The 25,066-nt window shown below is 69.3% G+C and carries 19 protein-coding genes and 1 CRISPR repeat array; of the genes, 6 read left to right on the top strand and 13 right to left on the bottom strand.

All coding sequences use genetic code 11. The features are described 5' to 3' along the window. Nucleotides 1-93: 93 nt before the first annotated feature. Together ACFC79_RS16480 and ACFC79_RS16475 are read left to right on the top strand one after the other, a co-directional pair. Nucleotides 94-3,294 carry a hypothetical protein gene (locus ACFC79_RS16480; RefSeq protein ID WP_376240557.1) on the top strand — a complete coding sequence of 1,067 codons (3,201 nt, stop codon included), beginning with the start codon at nt 94-96 and terminating at the stop codon, nt 3,292-3,294. After that, nucleotides 3,291-4,499: an oligogalacturonate lyase family protein gene (locus tag ACFC79_RS16475; RefSeq protein ID WP_376240554.1), complete on the top strand. Its 1,209-nt coding sequence runs from the start codon at nt 3,291-3,293 to the stop codon at nt 4,497-4,499. Before ACFC79_RS16480 ends, ACFC79_RS16475 begins: the two co-directional genes overlap by 4 nt. A 64-nt stretch (nt 4,500-4,563) precedes the next feature. Here the strand turns inward: ACFC79_RS16475 and ACFC79_RS16470 are convergent, their stop codons facing one another. After that, entirely contained in the window at nt 4,564-5,259 is a 696-nt protein-coding gene (locus tag ACFC79_RS16470) for a hypothetical protein (protein WP_376240551.1), read from the bottom strand. 257 nt (nt 5,260-5,516) lie between these two features. After that, entirely contained in the window at nt 5,517-5,711 is a 195-nt protein-coding gene (locus ACFC79_RS16465) for a hypothetical protein (protein ID WP_376240658.1), read from the bottom strand. 170 nt (nt 5,712-5,881) lie between these two features. Between ACFC79_RS16465 and ACFC79_RS16460 the strand changes: the two genes are divergently transcribed. After that, on the top strand, nt 5,882-6,808 hold the full coding sequence (locus ACFC79_RS16460; RefSeq protein ID WP_376240655.1) for a Scr1 family TA system antitoxin-like transcriptional regulator: 927 nt from the start codon (nt 5,882-5,884) through the stop codon (nt 6,806-6,808). Between the two features lie 121 nt (nt 6,809-6,929). Continuing rightward, nucleotides 6,930-7,386: direct repeats of the CRISPR family, unit length 29 nt; unit sequence GGGACCATCCCCGCACGCGCGGGGAGCAG. Between the two features lie 346 nt (nt 7,387-7,732). Beyond that, nucleotides 7,733-8,161 (top strand): hypothetical protein, encoded by a 429-nt coding sequence (locus ACFC79_RS16455; RefSeq protein WP_376240548.1) that lies wholly within the window; start codon nt 7,733-7,735, stop codon nt 8,159-8,161. Nucleotides 8,162-8,298: 137 nt separating this feature from the next. Here ACFC79_RS16455 and ACFC79_RS16450 read toward each other — a convergent pair whose 3' ends face one another. From ACFC79_RS16450 to ACFC79_RS16440, 3 genes are read right to left on the bottom strand one after another with little or no spacing between them, the layout of a single operon-like run. Continuing rightward, nucleotides 8,299-9,183: a hypothetical protein gene (locus ACFC79_RS16450; RefSeq protein WP_376240546.1), complete on the bottom strand. Its 885-nt coding sequence runs from the start codon at nt 9,181-9,183 to the stop codon at nt 8,299-8,301. 1 nt (nt 9,184) lies between these two features. After that, on the bottom strand, nt 9,185-9,949 hold the full coding sequence (locus ACFC79_RS16445) for a hypothetical protein (RefSeq protein ID WP_376240543.1): 765 nt from the start codon (nt 9,947-9,949) through the stop codon (nt 9,185-9,187). Beyond that, a complete protein-coding gene (locus tag ACFC79_RS16440; RefSeq protein WP_376240541.1) occupies nt 9,946-10,365 on the bottom strand; it encodes a hypothetical protein in 420 nt (139 codons plus the stop codon). Before ACFC79_RS16440 ends, ACFC79_RS16445 begins: the two co-directional genes overlap by 4 nt. A 744-nt stretch (nt 10,366-11,109) precedes the next feature. Between ACFC79_RS16440 and ACFC79_RS16435 the strand changes: the two genes are divergently transcribed. Further along, nucleotides 11,110-11,931 (top strand): hypothetical protein, encoded by an 822-nt coding sequence (locus tag ACFC79_RS16435; protein WP_376240538.1) that lies wholly within the window; start codon nt 11,110-11,112, stop codon nt 11,929-11,931. Nucleotides 11,932-12,260: 329 nt separating this feature from the next. On the opposite strand, the gene ACFC79_RS16430 is transcribed toward ACFC79_RS16435, so the two are convergent. Beyond that, nucleotides 12,261-15,419, bottom strand: a complete 3,159-nt coding sequence (locus ACFC79_RS16430; RefSeq protein WP_376240536.1) for a CHAT domain-containing protein — start codon at nt 15,417-15,419, stop codon at nt 12,261-12,263. Then, a complete protein-coding gene (locus ACFC79_RS16425) occupies nt 15,404-16,123 on the bottom strand; it encodes a hypothetical protein (RefSeq protein ID WP_376240534.1) in 720 nt (239 codons plus the stop codon). Before ACFC79_RS16425 ends, ACFC79_RS16430 begins: the two co-directional genes overlap by 16 nt. 1,096 nt (nt 16,124-17,219) lie before the next feature. Between ACFC79_RS16425 and ACFC79_RS16420 the strand changes: the two genes are divergently transcribed. Continuing rightward, nucleotides 17,220-18,416 carry an IS110 family transposase gene (locus tag ACFC79_RS16420; RefSeq protein ID WP_376240531.1) on the top strand — a complete coding sequence of 399 codons (1,197 nt, stop codon included), beginning with the start codon at nt 17,220-17,222 and terminating at the stop codon, nt 18,414-18,416. A gap of 8 nt (nt 18,417-18,424) precedes the next feature. Here the strand turns inward: ACFC79_RS16420 and ACFC79_RS16415 are convergent, their stop codons facing one another. The 6 genes from ACFC79_RS16415 to ACFC79_RS16390 form a co-directional block, all read right to left on the bottom strand. Then, entirely contained in the window at nt 18,425-18,634 is a 210-nt protein-coding gene (locus ACFC79_RS16415) for a DUF6052 family protein (protein ID WP_376240529.1), read from the bottom strand. After that, a complete protein-coding gene (locus tag ACFC79_RS16410; RefSeq protein WP_376240527.1) occupies nt 18,603-19,913 on the bottom strand; it encodes a phenylacetate--CoA ligase family protein in 1,311 nt (436 codons plus the stop codon). The genes ACFC79_RS16415 and ACFC79_RS16410 overlap by 32 nt, the downstream gene beginning before the upstream one ends. A gap of 299 nt (nt 19,914-20,212) precedes the next feature. Continuing rightward, a complete protein-coding gene (locus ACFC79_RS16405; protein ID WP_376240524.1) occupies nt 20,213-20,866 on the bottom strand; it encodes an anthranilate synthase component II in 654 nt (217 codons plus the stop codon). After that, nucleotides 20,863-22,455 (bottom strand): anthranilate synthase component I family protein, encoded by a 1,593-nt coding sequence (locus ACFC79_RS16400; RefSeq protein WP_376240522.1) that lies wholly within the window; start codon nt 22,453-22,455, stop codon nt 20,863-20,865. Before ACFC79_RS16400 ends, ACFC79_RS16405 begins: the two co-directional genes overlap by 4 nt. Nucleotides 22,456-22,557: 102 nt before the next feature. Next, on the bottom strand, nt 22,558-24,129 hold the full coding sequence (locus ACFC79_RS16395) for a phenylacetate--CoA ligase family protein (protein WP_376240519.1): 1,572 nt from the start codon (nt 24,127-24,129) through the stop codon (nt 22,558-22,560). Continuing rightward, nucleotides 24,126-24,830, bottom strand: coding sequence for a flavodoxin family protein (locus ACFC79_RS16390; RefSeq protein ID WP_376240516.1), 705 nt, complete (start codon nt 24,828-24,830; stop codon nt 24,126-24,128). The genes ACFC79_RS16395 and ACFC79_RS16390 overlap by 4 nt, the downstream gene beginning before the upstream one ends. Nucleotides 24,831-25,066 lie beyond the last annotated feature (236 nt).

Below are 25,066 nucleotides of genomic sequence, written 5' to 3'. Positions count from 1 at the left end.
TGACACCACTGCCATGAACTGGCACCCCCTGTACGGAACCGACACCCCCACACAGAACGGCTCGGCACCCCGCAACTCCGCGAGAAGGGCCTCATGATGTCCGGAGCACCACCGAGAAGACCGCTCACCCGGCTGCGTCGCACGCTCACGACGCTCGCCGTCTCCGCCCTGGCCGCAACACTGATACAGGCCCCCGCAGCCACGCAGGCGCATGCCCGGCCCGCCCAGGCCGACCGTGCCACGGCGGTGCTCGGCGCGAAGCCCGTGTACGAGGGCATCGAACGGGCCTGGCCCGGCGACCGCGACAAGGACCCCGCCCACGCGGTGCGCGAACAGGCGGGGCGCAGCTGCTGGACGATGTCGGGCGATCCGTACAACCGGTACCTGTACGTCGATGTGGCGGCCGGTGCCGTCCCCGCGGGGGCGAAGCGGGCCGTGGTCACGGTCGACTACTTCGACGCGGCCGCGATCGGCATGAATCTCCAGTACGACTCACAGTCCAACGCCTTCACCGGCGTGTCCGGCCCGGCGCTGAAGGGCACCGGCACCTGGCGCAGCCAACAGTTCGAGCTCGGCGACATCAAGTTCGCCAACCGCGCCAACGGCGCCGACTTCCGGCTCGATGTGCAGGCGACGGCCGAGAACATGCCTCCGGTCTGCTTCAGTCGGATATCCGTCGAGTTCACCGATGCCCCGCTGCTCGACATCACCTCACGCCGTCTGCTCTTCGCCCAGGGCGCGGATCAGGGGCCGATCACCTTCGCCTCCGCGGCCGACCGGGTCGGCTGGACCATCGGCGACCCGAACGGGGTGCCGCTGAAGTCCGGCACGGCGCAGGTCACCAACGGCAGCGCCGCCCTCGACATCAGGGATCTCGGCCCCGGCTACTACACACTCACCGCCACCGCCGACTCCGGTGCCCCGGTGACGCGGACGACCTCGTTCGGTGTCGTCACCCCGCCGCCGTCCGCCAAGGACCCGTACTACGCCGTGGCCATGCATTACGGCTGGCAGCCGGGGTGGGAGGACACCCTGCTCGACTCCGCCGCCACCGTGGGCTGGAGCCAGGTCAGATCCGACGCCAACTGGGCGGTGGAGAAGCAGAAGGGTGTCTACGACTTCGGTTCCCACGCACTCGACGCGGGGCTGAAGAGCGCGGCGGGGCGCGGCATCAGGACCATGCCGATCCTCGGCTACCGCAATCCTCTCTACGACGGGGGCAAAACTCCCAGCTCACCCGAGGGGCTGGCGGCCTTCGCCAGGTTCGGTGCGGCGGCGGCCGCCACCTATGCCCCGTACACCAAGGACTTCTCCGTCTACAACGAGTTCAACGGGACCGGGTTCAACGATGGGGCCTGCGGCATCACCGCGCAGTGCTACATCGACATGGTCAAGGCGGTGAAGCAGGCCATGCCGGGCGCCAACATCGTGGGCCCCACCTCGGCCGGCACCCAGCTCGCCTGGCATGACGACTTCATCGCCCGCGGCGGCCTTGACCACCTCGACACCTTCAGCGTCAACTACTACGCCAACGCGGCGGACGCGCCCGGCACGCCGCCGGAGGAGATCAAGGCGCTCGGAGAGTTCGCGCAGCTGGTGAAGAAGGTCGAGGCGCGCAAGAAGATGCCGGTCTGGGTCACCGAGAACGGCTGGCCCACGCACACCGGCGGCTGGAGCGAGCCCCAGCAGGCCGACTACCTGATCCGCGCCCAGACGCTGGCCCGCGCGGCCGGTGCCGACAAGTACTTCTGGTACGACCTCCTCGACGACGGCACCGACTCCGGTGAACGCGAACACCGCTTCGGCCTGTTCCGCCGCGCCGGGGCAGGTGTCCAGGGACTGGCCCCCAAACCCGCCGCCGTCTCCAACGCCGTCCTCATCCGCCAGACCGCCGGCAAGCCGCTCGGGGAACGGGAGAGCGCGGGCGACCCGGCCGTCCACATCTACCCGTACGGCACCACCACCCGTTCCCTGTGGGCCACTTCGCCGAAGACGGTCTCCGTCGCCACCGACAGGCCCCTGACCTTGACCGACCAGTTCGGCAAGCGGAGCACGCTCGTCCCGACGGCCGGACGCGTCACGCTCGGCCTCGACGGCAGCCCCGTCTTCCTCGAAGGGCCGGTCACCGGCGTGACAGTCACGAACTCGCCGCTCTCGCTGAGCACGACGGAGCAGTCGGTGACCGGCGCCGCCCTGAAGGTCACCGTCACCGCGGACCGCACCGGGACGGGCGCGCTGCCCCGTCGGCTGCCGGTCACGATCGACGGCGTGCACGGCACGCTGAGAACCCGTCCCGGCGACAAGACCTCGCTCACGCTGACGGTGCCCGCCACCGCGACCACCGGCGTACGCGACGTCAACGCGTCCTTCGGCAAGCTGGCCCGGCTGCGCACCACGACGAAGGTGGTCGAGCCGTACACCGTGACCGGACGACCCGACATCCGCAGGAGCGGCGGGGGCCTCACCGTGAAGATCACCAACAACGACCCGGACCGGGCTCTGACACCTGCGCCGGTGGGTTGGCGAGTCGGACCCTGGATGGGCACGATCACGGATCCGGCTCCGGTTCCCGCCGGGCAATCGTCCGAGAGGACGATTGAACTCCCGTCCGGAGTCGCGCAGTTCGTCTCCTACCCCTACTCCGTCACCACCGGCGGTGCCACGGATTCGGGCTCGCTCAGCTTCAGTCCTGTGGAACGCGCGGGCGATACCACCCTCGCCCCGATGGACCTGAACACCCTCGGGGACTGGGTGGGTCTGCGGGGCGGTACCAGGACCGGCCCCGACGATCTCTCCGGGACGATCCGCTACACCTACACGGACGAGGACCTGATCCTGGACGCGGTCATCAGGGACGACGTGCACAACGCCGCCCGCACCGACCCTTCGACGGCCTGGCAGGTCGACTCCATCCAGTACGACCTCTACTCGGACTTCCCCGGCACGCTCGGCGGCACCCGGGTCGAGGTCGGCGCGGCGCTGCTGCCGAGCGGCCCCGTCGCGTACACCTGGACCGCCCCACCGGGGCAGCAGGCCGGGCCCACACCGGGCGCGGACGTCTCCGCCGTGCGCGACGAGGCGGCCCGGACCACCACGTACCGGCTCGCGGTGCCCTGGTCCTCGCTCGGGTTCGACCAGCCGCCCACCGGGACGATCGGGCTGTCGTTCCTCGTCAACGACGCCGACGCGGGCACCGGCCCCGACGCCCGGGACGGCTATCTCCAGTGGGGGGCCGGAGTCGGCGCGGCTCCCAAGAACCCCGCACAGTTCCGGTCCGCGAGGCTCGTGCGATGACTCTCCTCCTCAGCGGCGCCCATCTGCCCTACCCCCATACCAACGGGTTCCACGCCGCCGGTGAACGGGTGGTGCTGACCCGGCACTCCCCGGTCACCGGTGCCATCGGGCTGACCAGTGTCCGCTGGCGCGGCGAGGACCGTGCCGCACGCGCCCTGTGCGAGCTGCCGCCCAGCGCCTCGGGGCCGGAGCAGTTGCTCTGGCCCGACGTGGCCCTGGCCGCCGAGCGGGTGGCCTGGGTCTGGAACAGTGCGCTCCACGTTCTCGATCTGGACTCCGGTGTCCCCGAGCGGCTGTACACGGCCGCTCCCGGGCACACCCTGCAGGACCTGTGCTCCCTCACGGGTGCGGGAGATCGGGTGGTGGTGATGGAACACCCCGAGGGCCGGGACACACCGGTGACCTGCCTGGAAATCTCCGTGTCCACCGGAAGGGTCGGCGAACTGTTCACCAAGCCATGGTTCGCCAACCACCCGGCGTACAGCCCGTACGACGAATCGTGGCTGGCCTTCGCCCACGAGGGGCCCTCCCAGCAGATCGCCGACCGGATCTGGGCTCGGCACCGCACACGGGACCCGGAGGGCCGTTGCGTCTTCGACCAGGCGGCGGACGGGGGAACGCGCCCCGGAACGCGCGCCGGAGCACCAGCCGGAACGCTCGCCGTGGGCCACGAACGCTGGATGTTCCACGATGTGGGCGCCGTGGTGTGCGCGTACGGCGAGAGCGAGGCAGGACCGCGCGGCCTGTACATGCTCCACCCCGACGGCAGGCCGGCCCGGCTCGTCAGCGAGGGGGAACGGGACTGGCACTGCGACATCAGCCGCGACGGGCGGCTGGCCGTCGTCGACAGCTCCGGTCCGCTCGACGCACCGGGCCGGGGCTGGCAGAACGCGGGACAGGTGTCCGACATCGTGCTCGTGGACGTCGCCACCGGCACCCGCACACCCCTGGCACGCACCGAGGCCGACCGGCACCCCCGGCACCCGCACCCGGTATTCACCCCCGACGGCACCGCGGTCCTCTACAACCACGGCGATCCCTCGACCGGTGACGTCACGGTGGCCCGGGTACCCCTGCCCCCGCCGCCTCTGCCCCGCCACCCCCAGCCACGTCATGAAACACCGTTCCCGACTGCTTCCGAGACCACGCGGGACCGACCGGACCGGACCTGTCTGAACAGCGAGACGGGGCGGGCGGCTTCATAAGCGGGCACCTCGTAGTGGGCGGCTCCATAAGCGGGAGGCTTCGCAAACGGGTGGCCTTGTCCCGCTACGGGAGGGCCACGACCGTCACACCGCGCAACTGCCGGTGCAGACGGGAGGCGAGCATGCCAGGAATACGAGGCTTGCTGTACTCGGCCAAGTAGTCGATTTCGGACTCCTGCCAGCCCTCCGCCGTCAAGCTGTCGATTTCGGACTCCTGCCAGCCCTCCGCCGTCAAGCTGTAGACGGCACCCGACACTCCGTAGAGCTGCGGTTTGCGGACCCGTAGAACCGCGTACTCGTTGTTCCGCAGGAACGGACAGTGGTACGCGGAGACCCGAGCGCACGGAACGCACAGGGGCGGCATGGAGGTGACGGACTGCTCGGGCCAGGTCGGAGGCGAGTTCTCGCGTCTCCAGTCGATGAACAGCCAGCCGTCCCCGTTCCGGTCCGCCGGCCCGGCACACACCTGGCACAGCATGTCCTCCATGCAGGTGCGTTGACGGGCCGAGTGCAAGCAGTCGTACACCGGACGACCCTTGCCCGGCCCGTCATACATGCGCAGCCACAGGTACCCGTGCCTGTCCCGGTCCGTGGATCTCGGAACGGCGTAGGCGAGCCGGGGCCCCTTCGGACTGATCTCAACAGCCAGGTCGACCAGCCGGATACCGAGATCAGTACTGCGTGAAGCGACATGGGGAACCTCGAACGGCGGGACCTCCTCCGCCCCCTCCTCCGTCCTTTCCTCCGTCCCTTCTTCCATCCTTTCCTCCGTCCTCCCCTTCATGTCCGTCCGGCGCCCGGGACGCCGATGATCGCCGACGCGAGTACTCATGCCCTTCCCACCTCTCCCCACTTCTTCTTCCCTCCACCGGTCGGAGCCGCCCACCGCAACGTATGAGCCGACATACCTATCAACGCGTACGCCTTTGGAGTGAACTCCGATACGGGCAACCGCCCGACCGTCGCCCGTATGGATCCGGGCGAGGAACCGCCCCTGGGAGGCGCCAAAGGCCCTGCTCACAGCCCGCCCCGACTGCTTCTGAGGTTCCGCAGGGCGTTCTCGGCGCTCAGCCGCTCGGCGGGGGTGAGCGCGCGCACCCATTCGGGCCCCGCCTCCCACTCGACCCCGCCGCCGACCGGTCGCAGGGACCAGTTCGGCCCGGCGAGCCCTCGGAACTCGCCCACCCGGTCACCATGGCTCGCGTCCCTCATGAGCGTGCCGAGGACCGGAACGCCGGGGGCTTCCTGCCCGTCCGGAAGACTTTCCCTCACGGACACGACGACTCCTCTCCGTAGTTCTTCGACTACCCGGACGGCTCAGGATTGCCCTACATTCTGGAGCGCTTCAACTTGCTGAGAACGAGCGGAAAGTCAGGTGAAATCTGTTGAACCGCAAGGAGTTGGACCCCGAGAGCAGTCCGCAGGCCGCTTTCGGTGCACGTATCCGCAGCATGCGGGAGGCTCGCGGATGGAAGCAGGAGGAGTTAGCCGAGCGCCTGGGATACTCCAGCACGCATGTCTCCGCCGTCGAAACTGGTAGGAAGCTTCCGACTCTTCGGTTTTCGCGCAGTGCAGACCGCGTTTTCGAGACCGAGGACACAGCCGACACATTCGAACGCCAGTGGCGCGAAATCCGGCACGGTTCGCTGTTGGAAGGCTTCCCCCAGTACGTCGGACACGAGGGACGGGCGGTCGAGATCCGGCTGTACAACATCGGGATTGTGCCAGGGCTGCTCCAGACGCCGGAGTACGCCCGAGTGCTGGCGGACAGCGCCGTGCGCCGAGGCGCAATCAGCACCGAACAGGCTGCCGAGCGGGTCTCGTTCCTTGCCGAACGTCAGGCCGCGCTGGCACGACCCCGTCCTCCCACGATGCTGGTGGTGATGGACGAGAGCTGCATCCGCAGGCGGGTGGGCGGGGACGAGGTCATGGGGGCTCAACTCGACAGTCTGGTGGAGTTCGCCGAGCTGCCGAACACCGTCCTCCAGATCGCCCCGTACGACATAGGGGAACGTCGCCCCTTCGACCTCCCGATGAACTTGCTGACGCTGTCGGACCTCTCCGTGATCGCATACGCGGAATCCCAGATGCGAGGACACCTGGAACGCGAAACGCCCCCCTGGTTCACGTCCTCATACAGCAACAACGGCGGCAACTGCGTGGAGGTCGCCACCAACCTCGTCGCCCCGCACGGTGTTGTTCCCGTCCGTGACTCGAAGAACCCGAACGGCCCGGTGCTCGACATCCCCACCGGCGCGTTCGCCTCCTTCGTGTCGGGCGTCAAGTCCGGGAAACTCGGCACCATCTGACCGTCAGCCGGCCACCTCCCACTGACGAACGTCGCCCCATCGCGCCGAACACGATGGGGCTCCGTCATGCCCGGAACCATCCAGCAGCACCTGATTCCCCCGCGTGCAGGTGGACCGTGGCGGGACCATCCCCGCACGCGCGGGGAGCAGGTCGGGTCCTGCGTGCCTTCCCAGGTGGTGACGGGACCATCCCCGCACGCGCGGGGAGCAGCACGGTAGCGCCGGGGCGGGGCGCCCCGGGACGGGGACCATCCCCGCACGCGCGGGGAGCAGTCGGACTTCTTCCGTCACGCTCCGTTGCTGGTGGGACCATCCCCGCACGCGCGGGGAGCAGCTGCGCCCCTACAGCAAGGCCGTCGACCTGATGGGACCATCCCCGCACGCGCGGGGAGCAGCAGTGATGCTCGGGGGCGAGCACCCATCCGTTGGGACCATCCCCGCACGCGCGGGGAGCAGTCGGCGTCCGTCTCCGCGGCCGCCACGAGACGGGGACCATCCCCGCACGCGCGGGGAGCAGCCCTGCCCCACCGGCCTCACCGAGGATGAGCTGGGACCATCCCCGCACGCGCGGGGAGCAGGCTAACTGACCTGGGGGTTTATCGCGGGAGGGCACGGTTTTCCATTACTTTCAAAGATTTCGACGAAACGGACATTCAACCCAATTACACATCTCGGTGTGCCGAAAGAACCCCAGACCGATCATGCCAGAACGCTCAGAAACACACCCGGCGTTCCGGCTCCGCGCACCGCGAACGTCCACGCAACCGACGTGTCCCCGGAGGGGGGCGCTGCTGCCATTCATAGGGCAGGATGAATTGCTGGGGAGGTGGCGTCCCATGGCACAAGAACGGTTCGATACCTCGGTGTTGGGCAAACGGATCGGGGGGCCGGGGTGGCGGCGGTTCCGTTCCGAGGCGGTTGCGGGTGAGCACGGCGAGGACCTGGCGGAGCGGAGATGGTGGCGGCGAGGCGGGCTACGTCGTGTTCTCGCTGCGTGAGTCCTACCCGCACACCCTTCTGACCAAGAGGTGCTGGCACACACCGCGCAGACTCCGGAACATCGAGCCCGTCGACGGGCCCGCCGACATGCGGATGTTGTGCAGGAAACCGGATTACGCGCTCCTGCGGAGTCTGCTGTCCTCGGGCCTCGTCGAACAAATGGTGAGGGGACGCAAGGCGCCGGAGATCGAGATCGTCGGCAATGAACTCTTTCTGCTCTACGGCGCATTCCTGCCACTGCATTCACCACGCCTGTGGCAGCGGATGGCGGCAGTTGGCGAAGCCGTGGCACCTTTCCTCGCCACCGACGTCCCGGCCGGAGCGGGCAAGGCTGTCGTGCTCTACGAGAAGTGACCCATCGGGCCGTGAGGTGAACCCACGGGGACGGGGACGGGGACGAGAAGGCGGAACGCTGTGGTTCGGTGCATTGCCGACGCGCCCCATGCCCGGGAACAGTAGTTCGTTGGGGCCGGCGGTCCTGGACGGCGTAATCACAGAGTGCGGGGCACGATGGAGCAGGTGGTCGCGGCGGTGCCGTGAGCGCCCTGGTGGCGGATGACCTGTACGCGCTGACCGTGCGCGAACTGGCCGAGCTCCTCGGGCAGCCGGTCCAGGGTCTCGACCAACCGTGTCCCGTCGTCGGTACGGACCGTGATCCTGGTCTTCCACCAGTCTCCCTCGTGCTCGTCGGCGGCAGCGACAGCAACGGGGATGGGGATGGGGATGGGGATGGGGACGGCGACGGGGACTGGGGCGGAGGCGGAGGCGGAGGCGAGGACAGCGACGGACTCGACGGTCGCGTCCTCGGGCCGAGTGTTCGGCGCCGCCCCGGTTCCCTCCCGGCGGTGGAGCAGAGTGAGCGGATCGTGCTGCGGTTCGATCCAGACGAGGTGCTTCATGGTCGGATGGCGACGGAAGCCGAACAGCATTCCCGGGGCGATCCGGCAGCCGCGTTCGGCGGAGAAGATCCGGTAACCGTGCACGAGTTGACCGGTACTGGATCCGAGCGGACGGGCGATGACACGCACGTGGTGGATGCCGCCGGAATCCGCACGGGCCCAACTGGTGATCTCGACGCCGACGACGCAGGCGACCTCCAGCGCGGTGTCGGGGCCGGGGCGCTCGGTTTCGTCGTCACTGACAAGGTTCACACATCCGAGCAGGATCAGCACGCAGAAGCCGCTCGGCAGCGTCATCCACCACACCCAGTCGAGGTTGATGAGCCCGATGGCGGTGACCAGGATTGTGAGAACGGCGAGAGGCAGGGTGATGCGGCGACGTGCACGCATCTGCCGGAGCCGCCTGGCATGTGCGGCGCGCATGAACGCGTCCGGTGCCCCCGTGTCCGGGAGCGCATGGGTGTGGTCGTCGGTCATCTCAGTACCAGGCGGGCCACAGAGCCTGCCGTCCTTCCGGCGATCGGACGATGAGGGCCTGGCCGGTGTGCCGCATGGTGGCTATCTCCTCCGGCCGCAGGAACCCCCGTACCGTCGCGGTCCCGCTGCCACCGGAGGTGTGGGTGACCTCGACTTCGACATGTTCGGAGCGCACGCGGCCCGTCGGCCGCACTGCCGCGACGTCCACGGTCTCGGGGCGGCCGTTCATGAGCACGTCGCAGCTCTCCTCGTCGAGGAGGCCGAGGCGGCGTCGGTGTGCCAGCAGTACGCGGCGGACGCTCGGTTCCCGGAGGTCCGAGGCGAGTTCGACGGTGTCGCCGAGCACGTGGCTGACCCCCTCCCGCAGGGGACGGACCGGCACGAACATGCCGGGGCGTACGTTCCTGACATTCCCCACCTCCGTGTGGACGGTCGTCGCCGAACCGTCCGGCAGTGCCAGTTCCAGCCGTGCGCCGACACTCCCTCCGTCGTCACTGCCGGTGCCGCCCAGGAGCGCGAGGATCCGGGCGACCTCGACACCCTCGATCGTCGAGCCGTCGGTGGCCGCGGGGCCGCCCTCCTGCCATGCGGCGAGTGTCCCCGGGGCCCGTTCCCATGAGTCCATGCGCCGGTGGAAGTAGTGGGCCGGATCATGCGGGGCCGGCGGGGACTTCGATTCCCGCCGGCCGGCGAACGCCAGGCCCCAGACCAGCAGGGCGGACAGTCCGAGTACCACGCTCAGGACGACGGCCCACGTCGTGCTCATGAGCTCAGGCACCCGGCGGGGGAACGACGGGACCGGAAGCCGCGGGCGACGATTTCCGATCCGCGGCCGGTCCCGCAGCCTCCTTCCGATCCGATGCGCAGCCCGTGGAGGTTGTAGCCCTCGCGGAGCACATCGTCGTGGGTTTCGGTGAGGGCGACCCGTTGACGGTTGCGCGTGAACTCGTAGACCTGCCAGCGGCTTCCCACAGCGAATCGTGCCCTCTCGTCGTCATGGACGCAGCCGGCGAGGACCGAGGGGAATTCTTCGGCCCCGGTATCGACCACCATCCAGCACATCACCAGCCACAGCGGAAACGGCAGCAAGACCGCGAGGAGGCGCACCCACAACGGTGCGGGAGGGTCGAAGGCCGCAGTCGGCGGAGCGACGGTGAACACCAGAAAGACCGCCGGCAGCACCGCACTCCCGCATCGGGAGGTCCAGTCCCGCTGACGGGCCGTACGGTACTTCGGCTCCCGGTACTTCGGCTCAACCATGCCGACGCCCTCTCGCGACCGCGCCAGCCCTGCCGCCCGGTTCCCGAGACGAGCGGCACGCGCCCATGCGGGCAACGACGCGGACGGCCCCGCCGATCGACCGGCCGGACCATCGGGTCCGACCGCCGGAGCCGGCCGGCCTCGCTCCTCCCGGGGCCACCGGGGAGTGACCGATGAAGCGCCCACGGGCCCGGGTGGTGGTCCCGCCCATGGGGACGCCGAGCATCCGCTCGCCCGAGTGCTCCGATGTGAAGACCACCGCATCCCCCTCCCCCGGTGGCCAGGCTATCGGGCACGGCCGCACGCGTCGATGTCGTCGTTCTTCCGGTCGGTCGCTTCGGACGACGACGTCCGTCTCGCCCGAAGCAGCCTTCGATGAGGGCACAGTTCGGCACCGGATGGGCTGTGACAAGGCCGTTGGACAGACGTCGGACGGACGGCGGACGGACGGCCGCCGGAGTCGGCCCGGGTGAGGGCCGGTAAGGTGGCGCTCTTCGGGCGGCTCCGCCCTCGGAGTCCCAGAGGCGACCGCCCATGAAATTCCGTCCGGCGACTGCTCGTTCCGATGCTGCGATACACACCGAGTGGCGCGTTCCCGCCGCCGATGCCAGACGGGGGCACCGAGCCCTCTGGTGGAGTGTCGGGCCCGCCGGGGAGCTTGCGGTCATGCTGGTCCACCGGCGCTCCCTTGAGCACACCCGCTACGCCAAGGGATGGATCGGTTGGGGGCCGGACGTCCCGTTCACCGGTGAATTGATCACCATCACGGGACAGGAGGAGCGGCGCACCCCGATGAAGGACATCCGGATTCGCCCCAGCCACTTGGCGCTCCTCCCGGATTCCCGAATCCTGCTGGTGGGCGGCCGTACGATGCTGAACGAGGCCGAGAGCCTCTGGAGACCCAACGCTGTGGTGTTCTCCCCATCGGGCACACCTGAAGCCGAGTTCTGTGTCGGCGACGACATCTCCGCCCTGGTCACGGACATCGGTGGGGGCGTCTGGACGGCTTATGGCGACGAAGGCATCTACGGCGGCCACCCCGAATCAGGAGCGGGCCTCGCCGGCTGGAACCTCCGGGGCCGGGCGTCCTGGACTCCCCGGGGACGGTTGCCCGACCACCCATTGGAAGGCTGCACCGCCGCGACCGAGAACGAACGGGTATGGCTCGTCTGGTATTCCGACGGCCGCAGAGCGGGCACCTACCTGACGCGGATCAACCCGTCCACCGGCGATGTGACCAGCTGTCCCAGCCCCGTACCCGCACCGGACGGGTTCGCCGTCAGCGGCAACCGTGCGGTACTCACCCGCCGGAACCACAACAAGCGGTCCGTCGAGCTCATACGTGCCGAGTTCGACGGCACCACCTGGGAAGTGACGAGCCGCCGCCCGCTGCGGGTGCCCGGTCGAGTCGTCATGCGCTGCGGTCAGGGCCGCGACGGCTCCCTCTGGCTCCGCGCAGGCAACACCTGGCTGCGCATCGAAGCATGAGCCCGCCGGCAGCACCTCCGCCGACCTCAGGAATGACCGGCCCGGATCCGCGCCGGGAAGGCAGGACCGGCCCGACTCGGACAGGGGTGGTGAACCCTGGCGGACCGCACCGGGATTCCGCAGTCAGGGCACGCGCGGGCGCCGTATCGTCCGATGGCAGAACCCGCCGTCCGACCAGCAAGGAGCACCGGGCTGGGCACGTCGAGATCCCGTCGTACTCACGCGACACCGCAGCCCGGCTCTATGAGGTCGAACGTCGGTGCGAAGTGGGCGAGTTTGGCGAATCGGGTCGCCGGTCGGGAACCCACCGTGCAGGTCGGTTGCGTGGTTCATGGGCCGATGTGTACGTGCGAGGCCCAGAGGGAGGCGCGGTCGGGGTGGCGGGTTCGGAGCCGGGACACCGCATGGTGCAGTGCATGGGCGACGCCCGCACGCTGATGTCTCATCGCCGTGCTCTGAAGGCCGATCTTCGTGTCCTGGTGGCCGATCAGATGCTGGTAGAAGGCTTCGGCAAGATGGACTCCGGCCTGATCCGCCACGGGCCAGAGACTTCCCACCAGGTGTGTGTAGCCAGCGAGTTGGAAGGCGGACAACAGGTTCAGCGACTCGTCGGGAACGTCCAGGCGGCTGCGGGCGGTGGCACAGGCGGAGAGGAAGGCAAGCCCTCCGCCTCCGGCACGGGCACTCGCGATGTCACCGAAGTGCAGCCTGCCGTCGTGCAGGACGAGGTGGCCCTCGTGGTGACGGTCGGCATCGTGTCCGGCGTGGCCTGCGATGTGGACGATGTCGTGGTTGCGGAGTTCTGCCATCAGGCGCCCGCGCGTGGCGGCCTGTCCCCGCAGGAGGCGGGTGCCCGGGAGCAGACCGAGGAGCACGGCGGCTTCCTCGTCGACGCCTGGGAGGTCCGGGACTCCGGGAGCATGCGGTACCGCGACCACCAGCGGCCTGCTCCCGGCGCTCGCCCGCCATGGGAGCGCCCGGCCGAGGGCATGGACCGTGGGCGTGTACGACGAGGTCACCAGGTCGAAGGCAGAACCCTCCCCGGGGTGCTCCGCCATGTGCAGGGGGAAGTGGGCGAGCAGGCCGGTGGGGCACCACCACAGGCGGGGTGGAGCGGCCGGGTCGTCCGTGTCGCGGCGCGGCAGATCGCGTACGGCGCCGAGAACGGGGCCGACGACCGTGTCCCACAGAACTGCCAGGCCGGACCGCAGATCCCCTTCTGCCGTCATCCGCTCGCTCGGTGCACGTTCGGCGTCCAGCGCCCGTTCGGACGCGGCGACGATGCTGGTGCCGAGCGCCTTGACGGCTTCCTTGGTGAGCCGGGGCAGGGAGAGACAGCGGACGCCGTCCCTCGTCACGATCAGCGCATGGGAGTCGTCGCCGTTCCTGCCCGCCATGGGCACCACCACGGGGCCTGCCTCGCACGCGGCGAGAATCTTCTCGATGCGTGGCGGGTGGAGAAACTCCTCGAATCCCGGCAAGCGCCGGATCTCTGCCAGCAGTTGCTTCCTCCGCTCGGCCGACTGGTGCCCTCGGTCGGCCTCCGATGCGATGGCCTGCCACTGGTTCGGCAGTGTTTCGAGTGCGGTGGCCAGTTCGGGCGAACGGGCACGCAGCCGTTCCAGCTCTCCCCCCGCGAGGGCCGCGGATGCACCGTGGATCAGCCCGCGCCCCTGTTCCAGGAGCTCCAGTGCCCGTTCGGGACGGCCGGTGGATACCAGGCACGCGGCGGCCACCGTCGGAAGGGATGCGAAGGCCGAAAGGCGCCGTGCCCGGTCGTCGTCCCGCCACCGCTGTTCGATGAGTTCCGGGAGGAGACGGACAGCAAGAGTCAGGTCCTCGGCAGCGATGGCGGGGGCATCGAGGGCGAGGGCCAGTTTGCCGGCGTTCCAGGCGCCCTCCAGACGGTCGCTGACGGGGGCACCGGAGGAGTTGGCCACCTCACGCAGCATCCCAGCCGCTTCGTGTGCATCCGCGGTGTCGCCGAGATCGATGTAGCGGTTGTTGAGCGTCGCACCGAGCATGAAGCGTCGGGTGGTGCGTCGGTACGGTGTATCCGCCGTGTCGACAGCCTTTCGTAGGAGGGCCACCGCTTCATCGAGGGCGTCTCGTTCCCCGGAGCGGGCGTAGAGGTCGCACAGGGCGTTGGCAAGTGCTTCCAGTACGACTCCGGTCGGAGGGCCGGGGGAAGTGTCGTAGGCCCGTCGGGCGAGCCGCAACGCCTCGTCGGCGTCAGCGGTGTCATAGGTCCCGTTGGCGCCGTCGGTGCCATCGGTGCCGTCAGTCCCCTTGGTGCCGTCAGTCCCCTGGTTGCTGTTAGTGCCGTTAGTGCCGTTAGTACCATTGGCGGCACGATTGTCGGACGAGGCGAGCTGCGCACGCGACCGCAGCCAGCGGCTGAGGTTGGCCATCAGGGTGATGCGCAGTTCCGGCGGGGGTTGGGGACCCGTCGTCGGCGCGAGCGCTCTGCGGCCGAGGTCGATGATCTCGTTCAGCGTCGCGATATCGGTGAGCCCGCCGTCCAGTCCGGACAGCGTTTCGAGGTGGAAGGCGAGGTTGTTGAGTTCTCGGCCGACGGCTGGATGCCCCGGCGGCAGTGCCCTGACCAGGGCCCTGCTCAGGGCCACCGCCTCGCGCAGGGAGTCGGTGTCGCCCGTCTCCTTGTACCGGCGGTCCAGCAGGCCGGCGAGGTTGGTGGTGTGGTCCGGCCGGTCCGGATGACCGTTCGGCAGGATGTCCAGCGCCCGGCGGGTCAGGCCGATGAGCTCGGCGAGCGCGTCCGGGGTGTGTCCGGACAGGTAGGACACGCGCAGCGTGTCGCACAGCCGCGCCAGGTACGCGGCCTGTTCGGGAGTTCCGTCGACCGCCTCCGAGAACAGTCGCCGGGCCAGACGGATGGCGCCTGTCATGGTGTCCGGCACGCCATGGTGTTCGTGCAGCAGGGTCAGCACGTGCACCATATTGCTGGTGGACCGGGCGCGGTCCGCATCGGTCTCGGACATGACCATGCCGAGTTGTAGCACGGCGGCGGCAGCGAGTTGGGCCGTCCGGTCGTACGGTCCGGCTTCCTGAAGGAGGATGCCTGCCAGATCTCCCCAGCCGTGCACTTGGGGTGTACCCGGTCGCGAGGAGGGCGGGATGACTCCGCGTACGGCTTCCGGGACGGACTCCGGCTCGGCGTCGCACAACGGGGCGAACAACGTGAGCGCCAGGTGCAGGTCCCGTTCGTTCCGGGGATTGCGTTGCGGGTCCGCCGTGGCGCGCAGCCAGAACAGCCAGCCGACCTGTTCGAGGAGTCGCAGATGCGGCTGCACGTCCAGCCGCATGTTCCACAGGACGTCACGTACGGCGGCCTCCAGAGATCCGGCCGCCTCCTGCTCCGCCTCGGCCGCCATCAGGATGTGGAGGTCCCGGCAGCCGGAATAGGCCGAGACCCGGCGGAGTACCGGGCTCGCACCGGAGCTTTCCGGGGTCAGGCCCTCCGGCACCGGAACCACTCTCCTCGGCTCTCGTCCCACACGAGTGTGCGGCCACGGAGTTCGGTCCGGTCCATGGCGGCAAGTCGGCGCAGCGCGTCCGGAGGGACGGGGTCCGGTACGACGAGGTGGAGATCGGCCTCGGGATCGAGCACGCTGAGATACTCGGATGCGGCGCGTGCCGACGAATCGGCGACGACAACGGGTGCTGTTGCAGGGTCGGATGCGGGTGCAGGTGCGGGTGCGGGTTCCGCACTCGAACGGCGTCCCCGTAGTCGGGCGCGCAGCCCGTTGTAGGCGTCGTCGGCGGACTTCTCCACCATGGCCTGCACGAAGGGAAGAACCAGCGACGTCGCGGCACCGCCGAGGAGCATGGCCGCCCACTCGGGCACATCGCGCACGGCCGGAGTCCCGACTACCCCGCTCAGGGCGGGAGCGTCCAGGTGCCGACGGGTTTCCGCGACGACAAGCTCGGCAACCGCGGCGACACCGTCGGTTCCCGAAAGCTGCCGCATTCGCCCTTCCGGCACGGAGACCTGCCAGTTCTCGTCCGCCTCGCTGTATCGGACGACGCAGTCGTGCGGCTCATCCGGGTACAACGGTGGGTCGGCACGCAGCCACAGCCACCCCATGTCACCGGTCCCGTCGCCGCTCTCGTCCCGGTAGACGTTTCTGCGCACCGTGCCGAAGCCCCGTACGCCCAGTAACTCGGTCACAGTTGCGAGCTGCGTGTCCACCCCTCGCCCCGCTTCTCGCCGTTCAGTTGCTGCTTGCCCCTCTGAATTCAACACACTCCATTGTTTCCCCAACAGCCTTGGCCCGTGAGGGACTTTTCGGTAAGCCGGGCATCGGCGGACGCACGGGGAGCAGATCGTCCGGGGCTGGCCACGGCCCTCCAGGCCGGGGCCAGCCCCGCGGGCGCGGGGAGCAGCACACGCCGACGTACTACCGGCCGCTGCTCGTCGAACCATCCCCGCACGCGCGGGGAGCAGTCAGAGTGACGGGCACTCAGTTGATCGCTGGCGGGACCATCCCCGCACGCGCGGGGAGCAGAGATCGCAAGGTGGTCGACGTTGGCGCGCCCAGGGACCATCCCCGCACGCGCGGGGAGCAGTCGGAATTCGTCCGCGACCTGAACCAGACCCTGGGACCATCCCCGCACGCGCGGGGAGCAGCGCCGCGTCTACGAGCGGCCCACGCGCGGGATGGGACCATCCCCGCACGCGCGGGGAGCAGATCGTCCCAACGCCCGGCATGGTGACGGCCAGGGGACCATCCCCGCACGCGCGGGGAGCAGGACGCGCCCTCGGCGCAGGTGGTCCCGGAGGCGGGACCATCCCCGCACGCGCGGGGAGCAGACTAACTGACCTGCGGTTTCTTCACGGCTGGACGCGATTTTCCATCACTTTCAAAGATTCCGGCGAAAGTGACATATCACCCATCCGCTGGTGTCCGAAGGCGTGTACCCGCCCGATCATGCCAGATCGCGCCGGCACGGCACCCGGCGTCCCGAACCCCATATTCGCCACGCCGTTCGCCGGTCGCTGGGCCCGCATCACGAAGCGCGGAGAGTGATCAGGCGGCTCTACCGTCTTGATCGGGTTGATCGAGCCATTCGTAGGGTTGGGTCGCCCAGGGGTGCTGGGTGTGGCTATCAGGCGGCTGCCGTCTCGTGGCTTCCCTCGCTTCGCCGCCCGGCGCCCCACGACGACTCGGCCGCCGATTAGGAAGTGCGAACAAGTCGCTGTGTAGAGCAATGCCGGCGAGGTCGTCCGTGGCACGCACAGAACGAGCACGTACGTGAGGAGCACGATGAGCCGGATATGGGCGGGGATCGACAGCGGCAAGGGCCACCATCACGGCCTCGCCCTGGACGCGGACGGCAAGACGCTGCTGTCGCGGCGGGTCGCCAACGACGAACCCGAGCTGCTGAAGCTGATCGGTGACGTCCTGGACCTGGCCGACGGCTGTGAGGTCACCTGGGCCATCGACATGACCGGCGGGGAGCCGGCCCTGCTGCTGGCCCTGCTGATCAACCACGGCCAGGAAGTCCTCTACATGCCCGGCCGGTTGGTGAACCGGGCCTCGGACGGCTACCGCGGCGAGGGCAGGACCGATGCGCGCGACGCCTGCGTGATCGCCGACCAGGCCAGGATGCGCCGCGACCTGCGGCCCATCCGCCCTGGCGACGAAGCCGCCATCGATCTCAAGCCGCTGACCGGGCGCCGGGCCGACCTGGTAGAGGACCGCACCCGTGCGGTGAACCGTCTGCGCGGCACCCTGCTGTCCATGTTCCCGGCCCTGGAGCGGGCCCTGGACGTGACCAACACCGGGCCTCTCAGGCTGCTGACGGGCTACCAGACCCCGGCCGCGATCCGCCGGATCGGGGTCGCCCGGCTGACCGCATGGCTGGCCAACCGCAAGGTTCGCAACGCGAGATCCCTGGCCGAGGCGGCCATCGAAGCCGCCGAGCGCCAGCACACCGCCGTCCCCGGGGAGAAGACCATCGCGAAGCTGGTCCACACCCTGGCCGAGGAGGTGATGGCCCTCAACCAGCAGGTCTCCGAGATGGACAAGCTCATCGAGGGCCGGTTTCGCGAGCACGAACTTGCCGACATCCTCCTGAGCGTCCCCGGCATCGGCGCCGTGCTCGGCGCGGAGTTCCTCGCCGCTGTCGGCGGCGGCCTGGAGGAATTCGACTCGCCCGACGCTCTGGCGGCCTTCGCCGGAGTCGCCCCCGCACCGCGTGACTCGGGCAAGGTCAGCGGCAACCTCCACCGGCCAGTCACCTACCACCGCAGGCTCCAGCGGGTGTTCTACACCTCCGCGCTGGTCAGCGTCCGCTACGACCCGAACTCGCGGAAGTTCTACGACCGCAAACGCGCCGAAGGGAAGAAACACGTCCAGGCCGTGCTCGCCCTCGCCCGCCGACGCGTCAACGTTCTGTGGGCGCTGATCCGTGACCGACGGTGCTATCAAGTCGCACCCCCAGTGACTACAGCTGCTTGACAACAGCATTAGGAAGCGAGGGTGTCGTCGGGGTGGCGGTAGTGGTCGTGGTCCAGGTCCTGGCCGTCCAGGGCCGTGTGGAGGGGGGCCAGGGCCGCGCGGACGGCGGCGGAGACGGTGGGGACCTGGCAGGTGCGGGCCAGGTCGCTCAGGACACGGTAGATGTCGAGCAGCTGTTGCTCCTGCTCAGTTGTGAGGTATGGGTGTGCGTTCGTCATGCAGTCGTGCCGCCTTCCAGTTCGATCGGGGCAGGCTTCCGGGCTCGGCGAGCTCCACCTCGGGCCGCAGGCCCGTCTCGTGTTTGAACTCCTTCGTGATGCGGTCGCAGAGGTCCACCGCGGCCGGGCCGGAGAGGGAGCCGGCTTCGACGCGTATGTGGATGGTGTCGAGACCGCGAACCTGCCGGATCGACGTCTGGAACTCGTTCACCTCGGTGAAGGCGCGCAGCACGTCCTCGATCATCACCGGTGTGATGGACACTCCGCGGATCTTGCGCATGTCGTCGACCCGGCGCAGAATGCCGCCGTCGAGGAAGTCCCAGGTCCGGCCGCAGCCGCATTCGGTGTGGGGGCGCTTGACGACGATGTCCTCGGTCCAGTGCCGGAAGAGTTGGAGGCCCTCGCGGTTCAGGCCGGTCGTGGCCCGGACTCCTTCCTCGCCGTAGCCCACGGGCTGCTTGGTCTCCGGGTGGAGGACCTCCTCGATGACCGAGGGTTCGATGATGTGGCAGGCGCCGCGCCGCGCGGGGCACTCGAACATGAACACACCGCCGAACTCCGTGGTTCCTGCGGCGTTGAACACCCGGGCCCCGAACGCGTCCTCGATGGTGCGTGTCGTGAAGTCGGACCGCGGTTCCGCGCCCGCCAGGATGATCTGGACGTTGGCGTCCCGGGCGAGGTCGACGCCCATCTCCCGTGCCGTCTCGATCAGCCGCATCGCATAGCTCGGAGTGAGGCCGACGACCTCGATGCCGTAATCGACGAGCAGGCGGATCCTGGCCCGCGAGTCGAGCCCGCCCGCGGGGATGACGGTGCAACCCATGCGCTCCAGCGCATAGTGCATGCCCCAGAACCCGGCGAAGAGGCCGTAGCCGAAGGCCACCAGCCCCTTGTGGTGGGAGCGGACCCCGTTGCTGTACAGGGCGGTGCAGAAGGTGTCCGTGCACCACGACCAGTCCCGTTCCGTGTCGAACGTGCGGACCGGCGGGTTGCCGCTGGTGCCGCTGGTCTGGTGGTGGCGCACGGCCGTCGACGGGTCGAGCGAGGGCCAGGTGCCGTAGGGGGGCTCCGTCGCCTCCGCCGCAAGCAGGTCGGACTTGTACAAGAGCGGCATGCGCGCCGTGTAGTCGGCGAGCGACGTGATCCCGTCGGGGATGCGTTCGGCCCAGAACGGCGACCTGCTGCGCGCGTTGTCCAGGGCCCGCCGGAGCTTGCGCCACTGCCAGGCCAGCAACTGGTCGCGGGGCATGGTCTCCGCCTTGCTGTTCCAGAAGTCCACTGCGCCTCCGTTGCGGTGCGTCGAAGCCTGAGCCAGTTTGTCGGGCACTTACTCGGTCGCCATCCTCGTGCGTGTGTTCGGGGTGGCGCATCTCCGGGTGTGCGGAGATGCAGTCGTCGTGCGTCACGCAGCTCTGCGTCATGAAGCTGTGCGTCGTACGGCTATGTGTCAGGCGGTTGTGTGCCAGGCGGTTGTGTGTCAGGCGGTTGTGCGTCAGGCGTCGCCGGGCCGCCGAATCGTGGGCGGGGAAGGAGCCGAGGAGGAAACCGGGAAGGAATGAGGAGGCGGAAGACGAGGAGTCAGACGGCCACGGTGCGTCGTTCCCGGGCTGCGGGATTCCGGACGCCGTCGAGGAAGTTGGTGATGAGGCGCATGCCGTGATCGGTGCGGAAGCTCTCGGGGTGGAACTGCACGGACTCGACGGGCAGTGTCCGGTGGCGCAAGCCCATGACATACCCGTCGTCGGCGGCGTGGGCGGTGATCTCCAGGGTTGGCGGAACGGTGTCCGCCGGGACGATCAGGGAGTGGTAGCGGGTCGCCTCGAATCCCTGGGGCAGCCCCGTGAACAGCCCCTTGCCGTCGTGTTCGATCCGGCTGGTCTTGCCGTGCATCAGGTGCCGGGCCGCCACCACGCCCGCGCCGTACGCGCGCGCGATCGCCTGGTGACCGAGGCAGACGCCGAGCAGGGGCAGTTCGCCGGCAAACCCGGAGACGATCTCCACGTGCCCGGAGGTGTCGGGGTGTCCGGGGCCGGGACCCAGGAGGATCGCGTCGAAGCCCGACTCTCGCACCTCGTCCGGCCGCAGCACGTTGGACCGCACCATGACGGGAACCGCGCCTGCGGACATGAGGTACTGGCGCAGGATGTCGACGAAACTGTCGAACGCGTCGACCACCAGGACCCTCGGCCGTGCCGGACCCTCCGGATACGAGGAATCGAGGAGGACGGTCACAGCAACTCCCTTCCGGTGACCGCCCAGTGGGCGGCACTCATCTTGGCCAGCGTCTCGCGCCATTCGGCGTCCGGGCGGGAGTCGGCGACGATTCCCGCCGAGGCCCGAGTGCGGAAGACACCGTCGTGGTGGAACAACGTGCGGATGCACAGGGCGAGGTTGGTGTAGCCGCCGACATCGATCAGGCCGAGGGCCCCCGCGTACAGTCCGCGGCGGCTGCGCTCGACGGACTCGATGATCTCCATGGCGCGGATCTTCGGGGTGCCGGTCATGGTTCCGGCGGGAAACAGCGCGGCGATGATGCCGAAGGCGTCCTCATCGGGCTCGGCCTCGCCGACGACGGTCGAGACGAGGTGCAGGACGTGCGAGTACCGCTCGACAGTGAGCCGGTCCGGGACCTGAAGGGTGTCCGGGCGGCTGATCCGGCCGATGTCGTTGCGGCACAGGTCCACCAGCATGGTGTGTTCGGCGATCTCCTTGGGGTCCGAGCTCAGGCGGAGTGCCCCGGCCCCGTCGTCCTCCCCGGTCTGCGGCAGGGTGCCGGCGATCGGGCGCATGGTGACGGTGTTGCCCTCGACCCGTACGAACAGTTCGGGGCTGGCGCCGATGACACGCTGCCCGCCGATACCGGCCAGGTACATGTACGGCGACGCGTTGCGTCGTCGCAGGCGCCGATAGACGTCGACCGGGTCGGCGGCGGACCGGATGGCCAGTTCGTGGCCGATCTGGACCTGGTAGATGTCCCCGACGGCGATGTGCTTCAGGCAGCGCTCGACGTCGGCGGCGAACACCTCGGGCTCGGTGTCGTCGATGACGGTGGCCTCGGGTAGCGAGTCGAGGAATGAATCGGGGAAGGCGTCGGGGAAGGCGTCGTCGGAGGGTTCGGGGTGGGTGTGCTCGGACCGGCGCAGGAGGCAGGCGAGCGCGCCCTCGTCGAGAGGTCGCCAGTGCGCGGACTCGTGGAGGACGAGATCGGTGGTGTGCTGTTCCAGGTCGGAGATGACGCAGCCCTGATGCAGGACGATTTGTACGTCCGGCAGCGCGGGCCGACGGTCGATGAGACGGGGCAGTTCCTCGATGTAGCGGACGGTGTCGTAGCCGAAGTAGCCGAGGAAGCCGAATCGGAACCGGTCGGCCGAGCCCTGCGCGTCGAACGTCGCCTGTGCGGTGCGCAGCAGTGGCCACAGGTCCTGGGGAGTGCGCAGCCGCAGCCGGTGCTCGGTGTCGCTGGCACTGGCACTGGCACTGCTGCTGCCGCTGCCGCTGGCACTGTCGCCGCCGCCATCGGATGCGAGGGACGGGGCGACGAGCAGGGATTCGGCTCGATCCAGCAGGAGTTGGCACAGTGCGGGCAGGCCCGCGACGTGTACCTCCCCGTCCGTGACGGAGAGGGTCAGCAGTGCGCCGAAGCCGACGAACTGGTACCTGCGGTCGCGGACCGGGCCCGCCGTGGATTCGAGGAGGTAGACCTGGTCGGGGCCGAAGCGTTCGGCCAGGGCCTGGTAAGCGGGAAGCATCGGGATGGGGGGCAGGCTGTGCGTGTGCGTGGTGACGTGCACCCCGGCCGGTGCGGGAATCCGGTCAGTCATCGCTCGGTCCTTCGTTCTTCGTCCTTCGGTCCTTTGGTTCTTTGGTCCTTTGGTTCTTCCGTTCTTTCGTTCCTCGGTTCTCTCGTTCTTTCGTTCCTCGGTTCACGTGGTGATTGCGTAGCGGTGCGCGATCCGCCGGGCAGTCCGTGCGGCGCTGTCGGGTGCGCAGCGTTTGTCGAGGACCCGGGCCGCCTTCCAGCTGACGAACGAGCCGGTGTGGGTCACCGGGTCGATGTCGGTGTCGACGGCGATGTCGACGTGGGCACCGGTGCGTTCCCGCAACTCGGTGGCGACGGCCCCGGCGACGGCGGTGCGGTCGGCGTCGGCGGTCAGGTCCATGTGCACGGTGACGGTGTCGGCGCCGTCGGGGGCATGGTCGATGACGACCTGGTAGCCCAGACAGCCCCGTACGCGTTCCAGCACGGCGGCTTCGAGTTCGGCGGGCCGCAGCAGGGTGTCTCCTAGCGGGATGCGGTCGGCGGCGCGGCCGACGACCTCGACGACCGGGCCGGGCAGGGCCGATCCGGGTGATGCGGGGGTGAGACGTACCAGGTCGCCGGTGCGGTAGCGGATCAGCGGTTTGATGCCGTCGATCAGCATGGTCAGGACCAGTTCGCCCTCGTGGGGGTGATTGCCGGCCGGTACGGCGAGGGGGGTGCCGGTGTCGGGATCGACAAGCTCGGCGAGGTAGTTGAGGCCGGAGAGATGGAGTGCGCCGGCATCGGTGCCGGTCGCGATGCACAACGCCTCCTGGGAGCCGTACAGCGCGGGACGGACCACGGCGTGCGGCCACACGGAGGACACGTTGGCCGCGAATTGCGGGGTGCATATCTCGCCGAGCACCAGGAACAACTTCACCGGCAGCCTGGAGAGGTCGACGCCGTAGTGCCGGGCGGCCTTGGCCAGGCTCAGGCACAGCGCCGGGGCGCAGACCAGGACCTCGACGCCGAGCTCCTCGATCAGGCGCAGCGCCTTGCGGAAACCGACCCTGGGCGACTCCGGCCAGATTTTGACGTGGCAGGCTCCGAGCGAGGCCGCCACAGCGGTGAACACGTCCCCGAACGCGTACAGTTCGGACGGCCCCATGAGCCCGATGACCGGCATGCGGTCCCCGAAACGGGCGCGGAAGAGACGCCGCCACGACTCCTCGACAGCCGCGTTGGACGTCACGATGTCCCTCGGGCCGCGCGGGCAGGGGGTGGCGGTGCCGGTGGTTCCGTTCGTCTCGTAGTAGATGCTCGCCTCGGCGAGGGTGCCGGAGAGCACGTCGTGCATCTCCCGGCGGAGATCGTCCTTGGTGGTGAACGGCAGCGACGACAGGTTCTGCGGGGTCACCCGGTCGATGTCCACACCAGCCAGGTGCCGCCGGTAGAACGGGGAGCGTTCCGTGACGTGGCGCAGTACGGCGGTCAGCCGTTCACGGTGCCAGCGGGCCAGTTCGGCATCCGTCAGGGCCGAGTCGTGGTAGGCGCGGCTGAGGCGCCGGTAGGTGTCGGGGAAGTCCTGCGGGGCGGCGTCGTGGCGGGAGGCGGGCGCGGCAGGTGTGGGTGCGGCGGGCACGGGTGTGGGCACGGTCCGTGCGGGTGCGGCGGGCACGGGTGTGGGCACGGTCCGTGCGGGTGCGGCGGGCACGGGTGTGGGCACGGTCCGTGCGGGTGCGGGTGCGGTGCTCACGACTGCGCCTGCAACGCGTCGAGGGGGAGACCGACCTGTGCGTTGACCTCGTTGAGGGCGAGGCCGACCCGTTCGTTGACCTCGTGGGCCGCCAGGGTGTTCTCGCGGCCCGTCAGTCGTCGGTGCTCGTCGAGCAGTTCCATCATGTCGGTCATCCGCTCGACCATGCGGGAGACGTTCTTGAGGCCCTCGTCGTCCTTGGCGGCATCCCCGCGGTGCAGGGCGTGCACGGTCGCGGGGAATCCACTGCCGACCACGATCATGCGGTTGAGCAGGGCGTTCACCGTGAGTTGGGCCCAAACCTCGCCGGAGCTGTAGCGGCGGGCGACGGAGATGACGCCGGCGACCTTGTTCGTCAGCGGCCGGTCGAAGCGTAGAAAGCCGACCCCGGCGCGTTCGATGAAGGTCTGCATCAGGCTGGCGGTGCCGAAGCCGTGCACGGGCGCGGCGAAGACGATGCCGTCCGCATCGATCATCTTCCGCACCACACCGGGCACGTCGTCCGCAAGTGCGCAGGGCACCGTGCGGTCGTTGCAGTCGCCGCAGGGGCCGCAGCGTTCCATCCGGACGGAACGGAGGTCGACGGTCTCGAAGTCGACGCCGCGGGCCGCGGCGGTCCGGGCGGCGTGCCGCAGGACTTCGGCGGTGTTGCCGTCCCGTTCGGATCCGTTGATCGCGAGGATCTTCAGTGCTGCTGTCACGAGATGTCTCCTTCGAAGGAATCGGCCGCGGTCGGCGGCGTCGGCCGCGGACCGACACGGTTCCGGCAGTGAGGACGGCCGACGCGCACCGACGTGCGGGGGACGGTCGTCCGCCGGTCCGGCACACTCCCCGTGTTCCGCGGAGCGTCTGCGTCCCGTGGCCCGTCTGCGTCGTGTGGAGCGTCTGCGTCCCGTGGCCCGTCAGCGTCGTGTCGTTCGCCCGCCCTTGGTGGCCC

The sequence above is a fragment of the Streptomyces sp. NPDC056061 genome, assembly GCF_042266885.1.
Taxonomy (GTDB): Bacteria; Actinomycetota; Actinomycetes; order Streptomycetales; family Streptomycetaceae; genus Streptomyces.
The sequence above is the reverse complement of the archived record's forward strand: the minus strand, read 5'-3'. Positions and strand labels throughout refer to the sequence as shown.

Bases quoted from the DNA above. Each gene is read 5' to 3' on its own strand.
- ACFC79_RS16480 (WP_376240557.1), top strand. From the start codon at position 94: ATGATGTCCGGAGCACCACCGAGAAGACCGCTCACCCGGCTGCGTCGC.
- ACFC79_RS16475 (WP_376240554.1), top strand. From the start codon at position 3,291: ATGACTCTCCTCCTCAGCGGCGCCCATCTGCCCTACCCCCATACCAAC.
- ACFC79_RS16470 (WP_376240551.1), bottom strand. From the start codon at position 5,259: ATGGAAGAAGGGACGGAGGAAAGGACGGAGGAGGGGGCGGAGGAGGTC.
- ACFC79_RS16465 (WP_376240658.1), bottom strand. From the start codon at position 5,711: ATGAGGGACGCGAGCCATGGTGACCGGGTGGGCGAGTTCCGAGGGCTC.
- ACFC79_RS16450 (WP_376240546.1), bottom strand. From the start codon at position 9,183: ATGACCGACGACCACACCCATGCGCTCCCGGACACGGGGGCACCGGAC.
- ACFC79_RS16445 (WP_376240543.1), bottom strand. From the start codon at position 9,949: ATGAGCACGACGTGGGCCGTCGTCCTGAGCGTGGTACTCGGACTGTCC.
- ACFC79_RS16435 (WP_376240538.1), top strand. From the start codon at position 11,110: ATGCTGGTCCACCGGCGCTCCCTTGAGCACACCCGCTACGCCAAGGGA.
- ACFC79_RS16420 (WP_376240531.1), top strand. From the start codon at position 17,220: ATGAGCCGGATATGGGCGGGGATCGACAGCGGCAAGGGCCACCATCAC.
- ACFC79_RS16415 (WP_376240529.1), bottom strand. From the start codon at position 18,634: ATGACGAACGCACACCCATACCTCACAACTGAGCAGGAGCAACAGCTG.
- ACFC79_RS16400 (WP_376240522.1), bottom strand. From the start codon at position 22,455: ATGACTGACCGGATTCCCGCACCGGCCGGGGTGCACGTCACCACGCAC.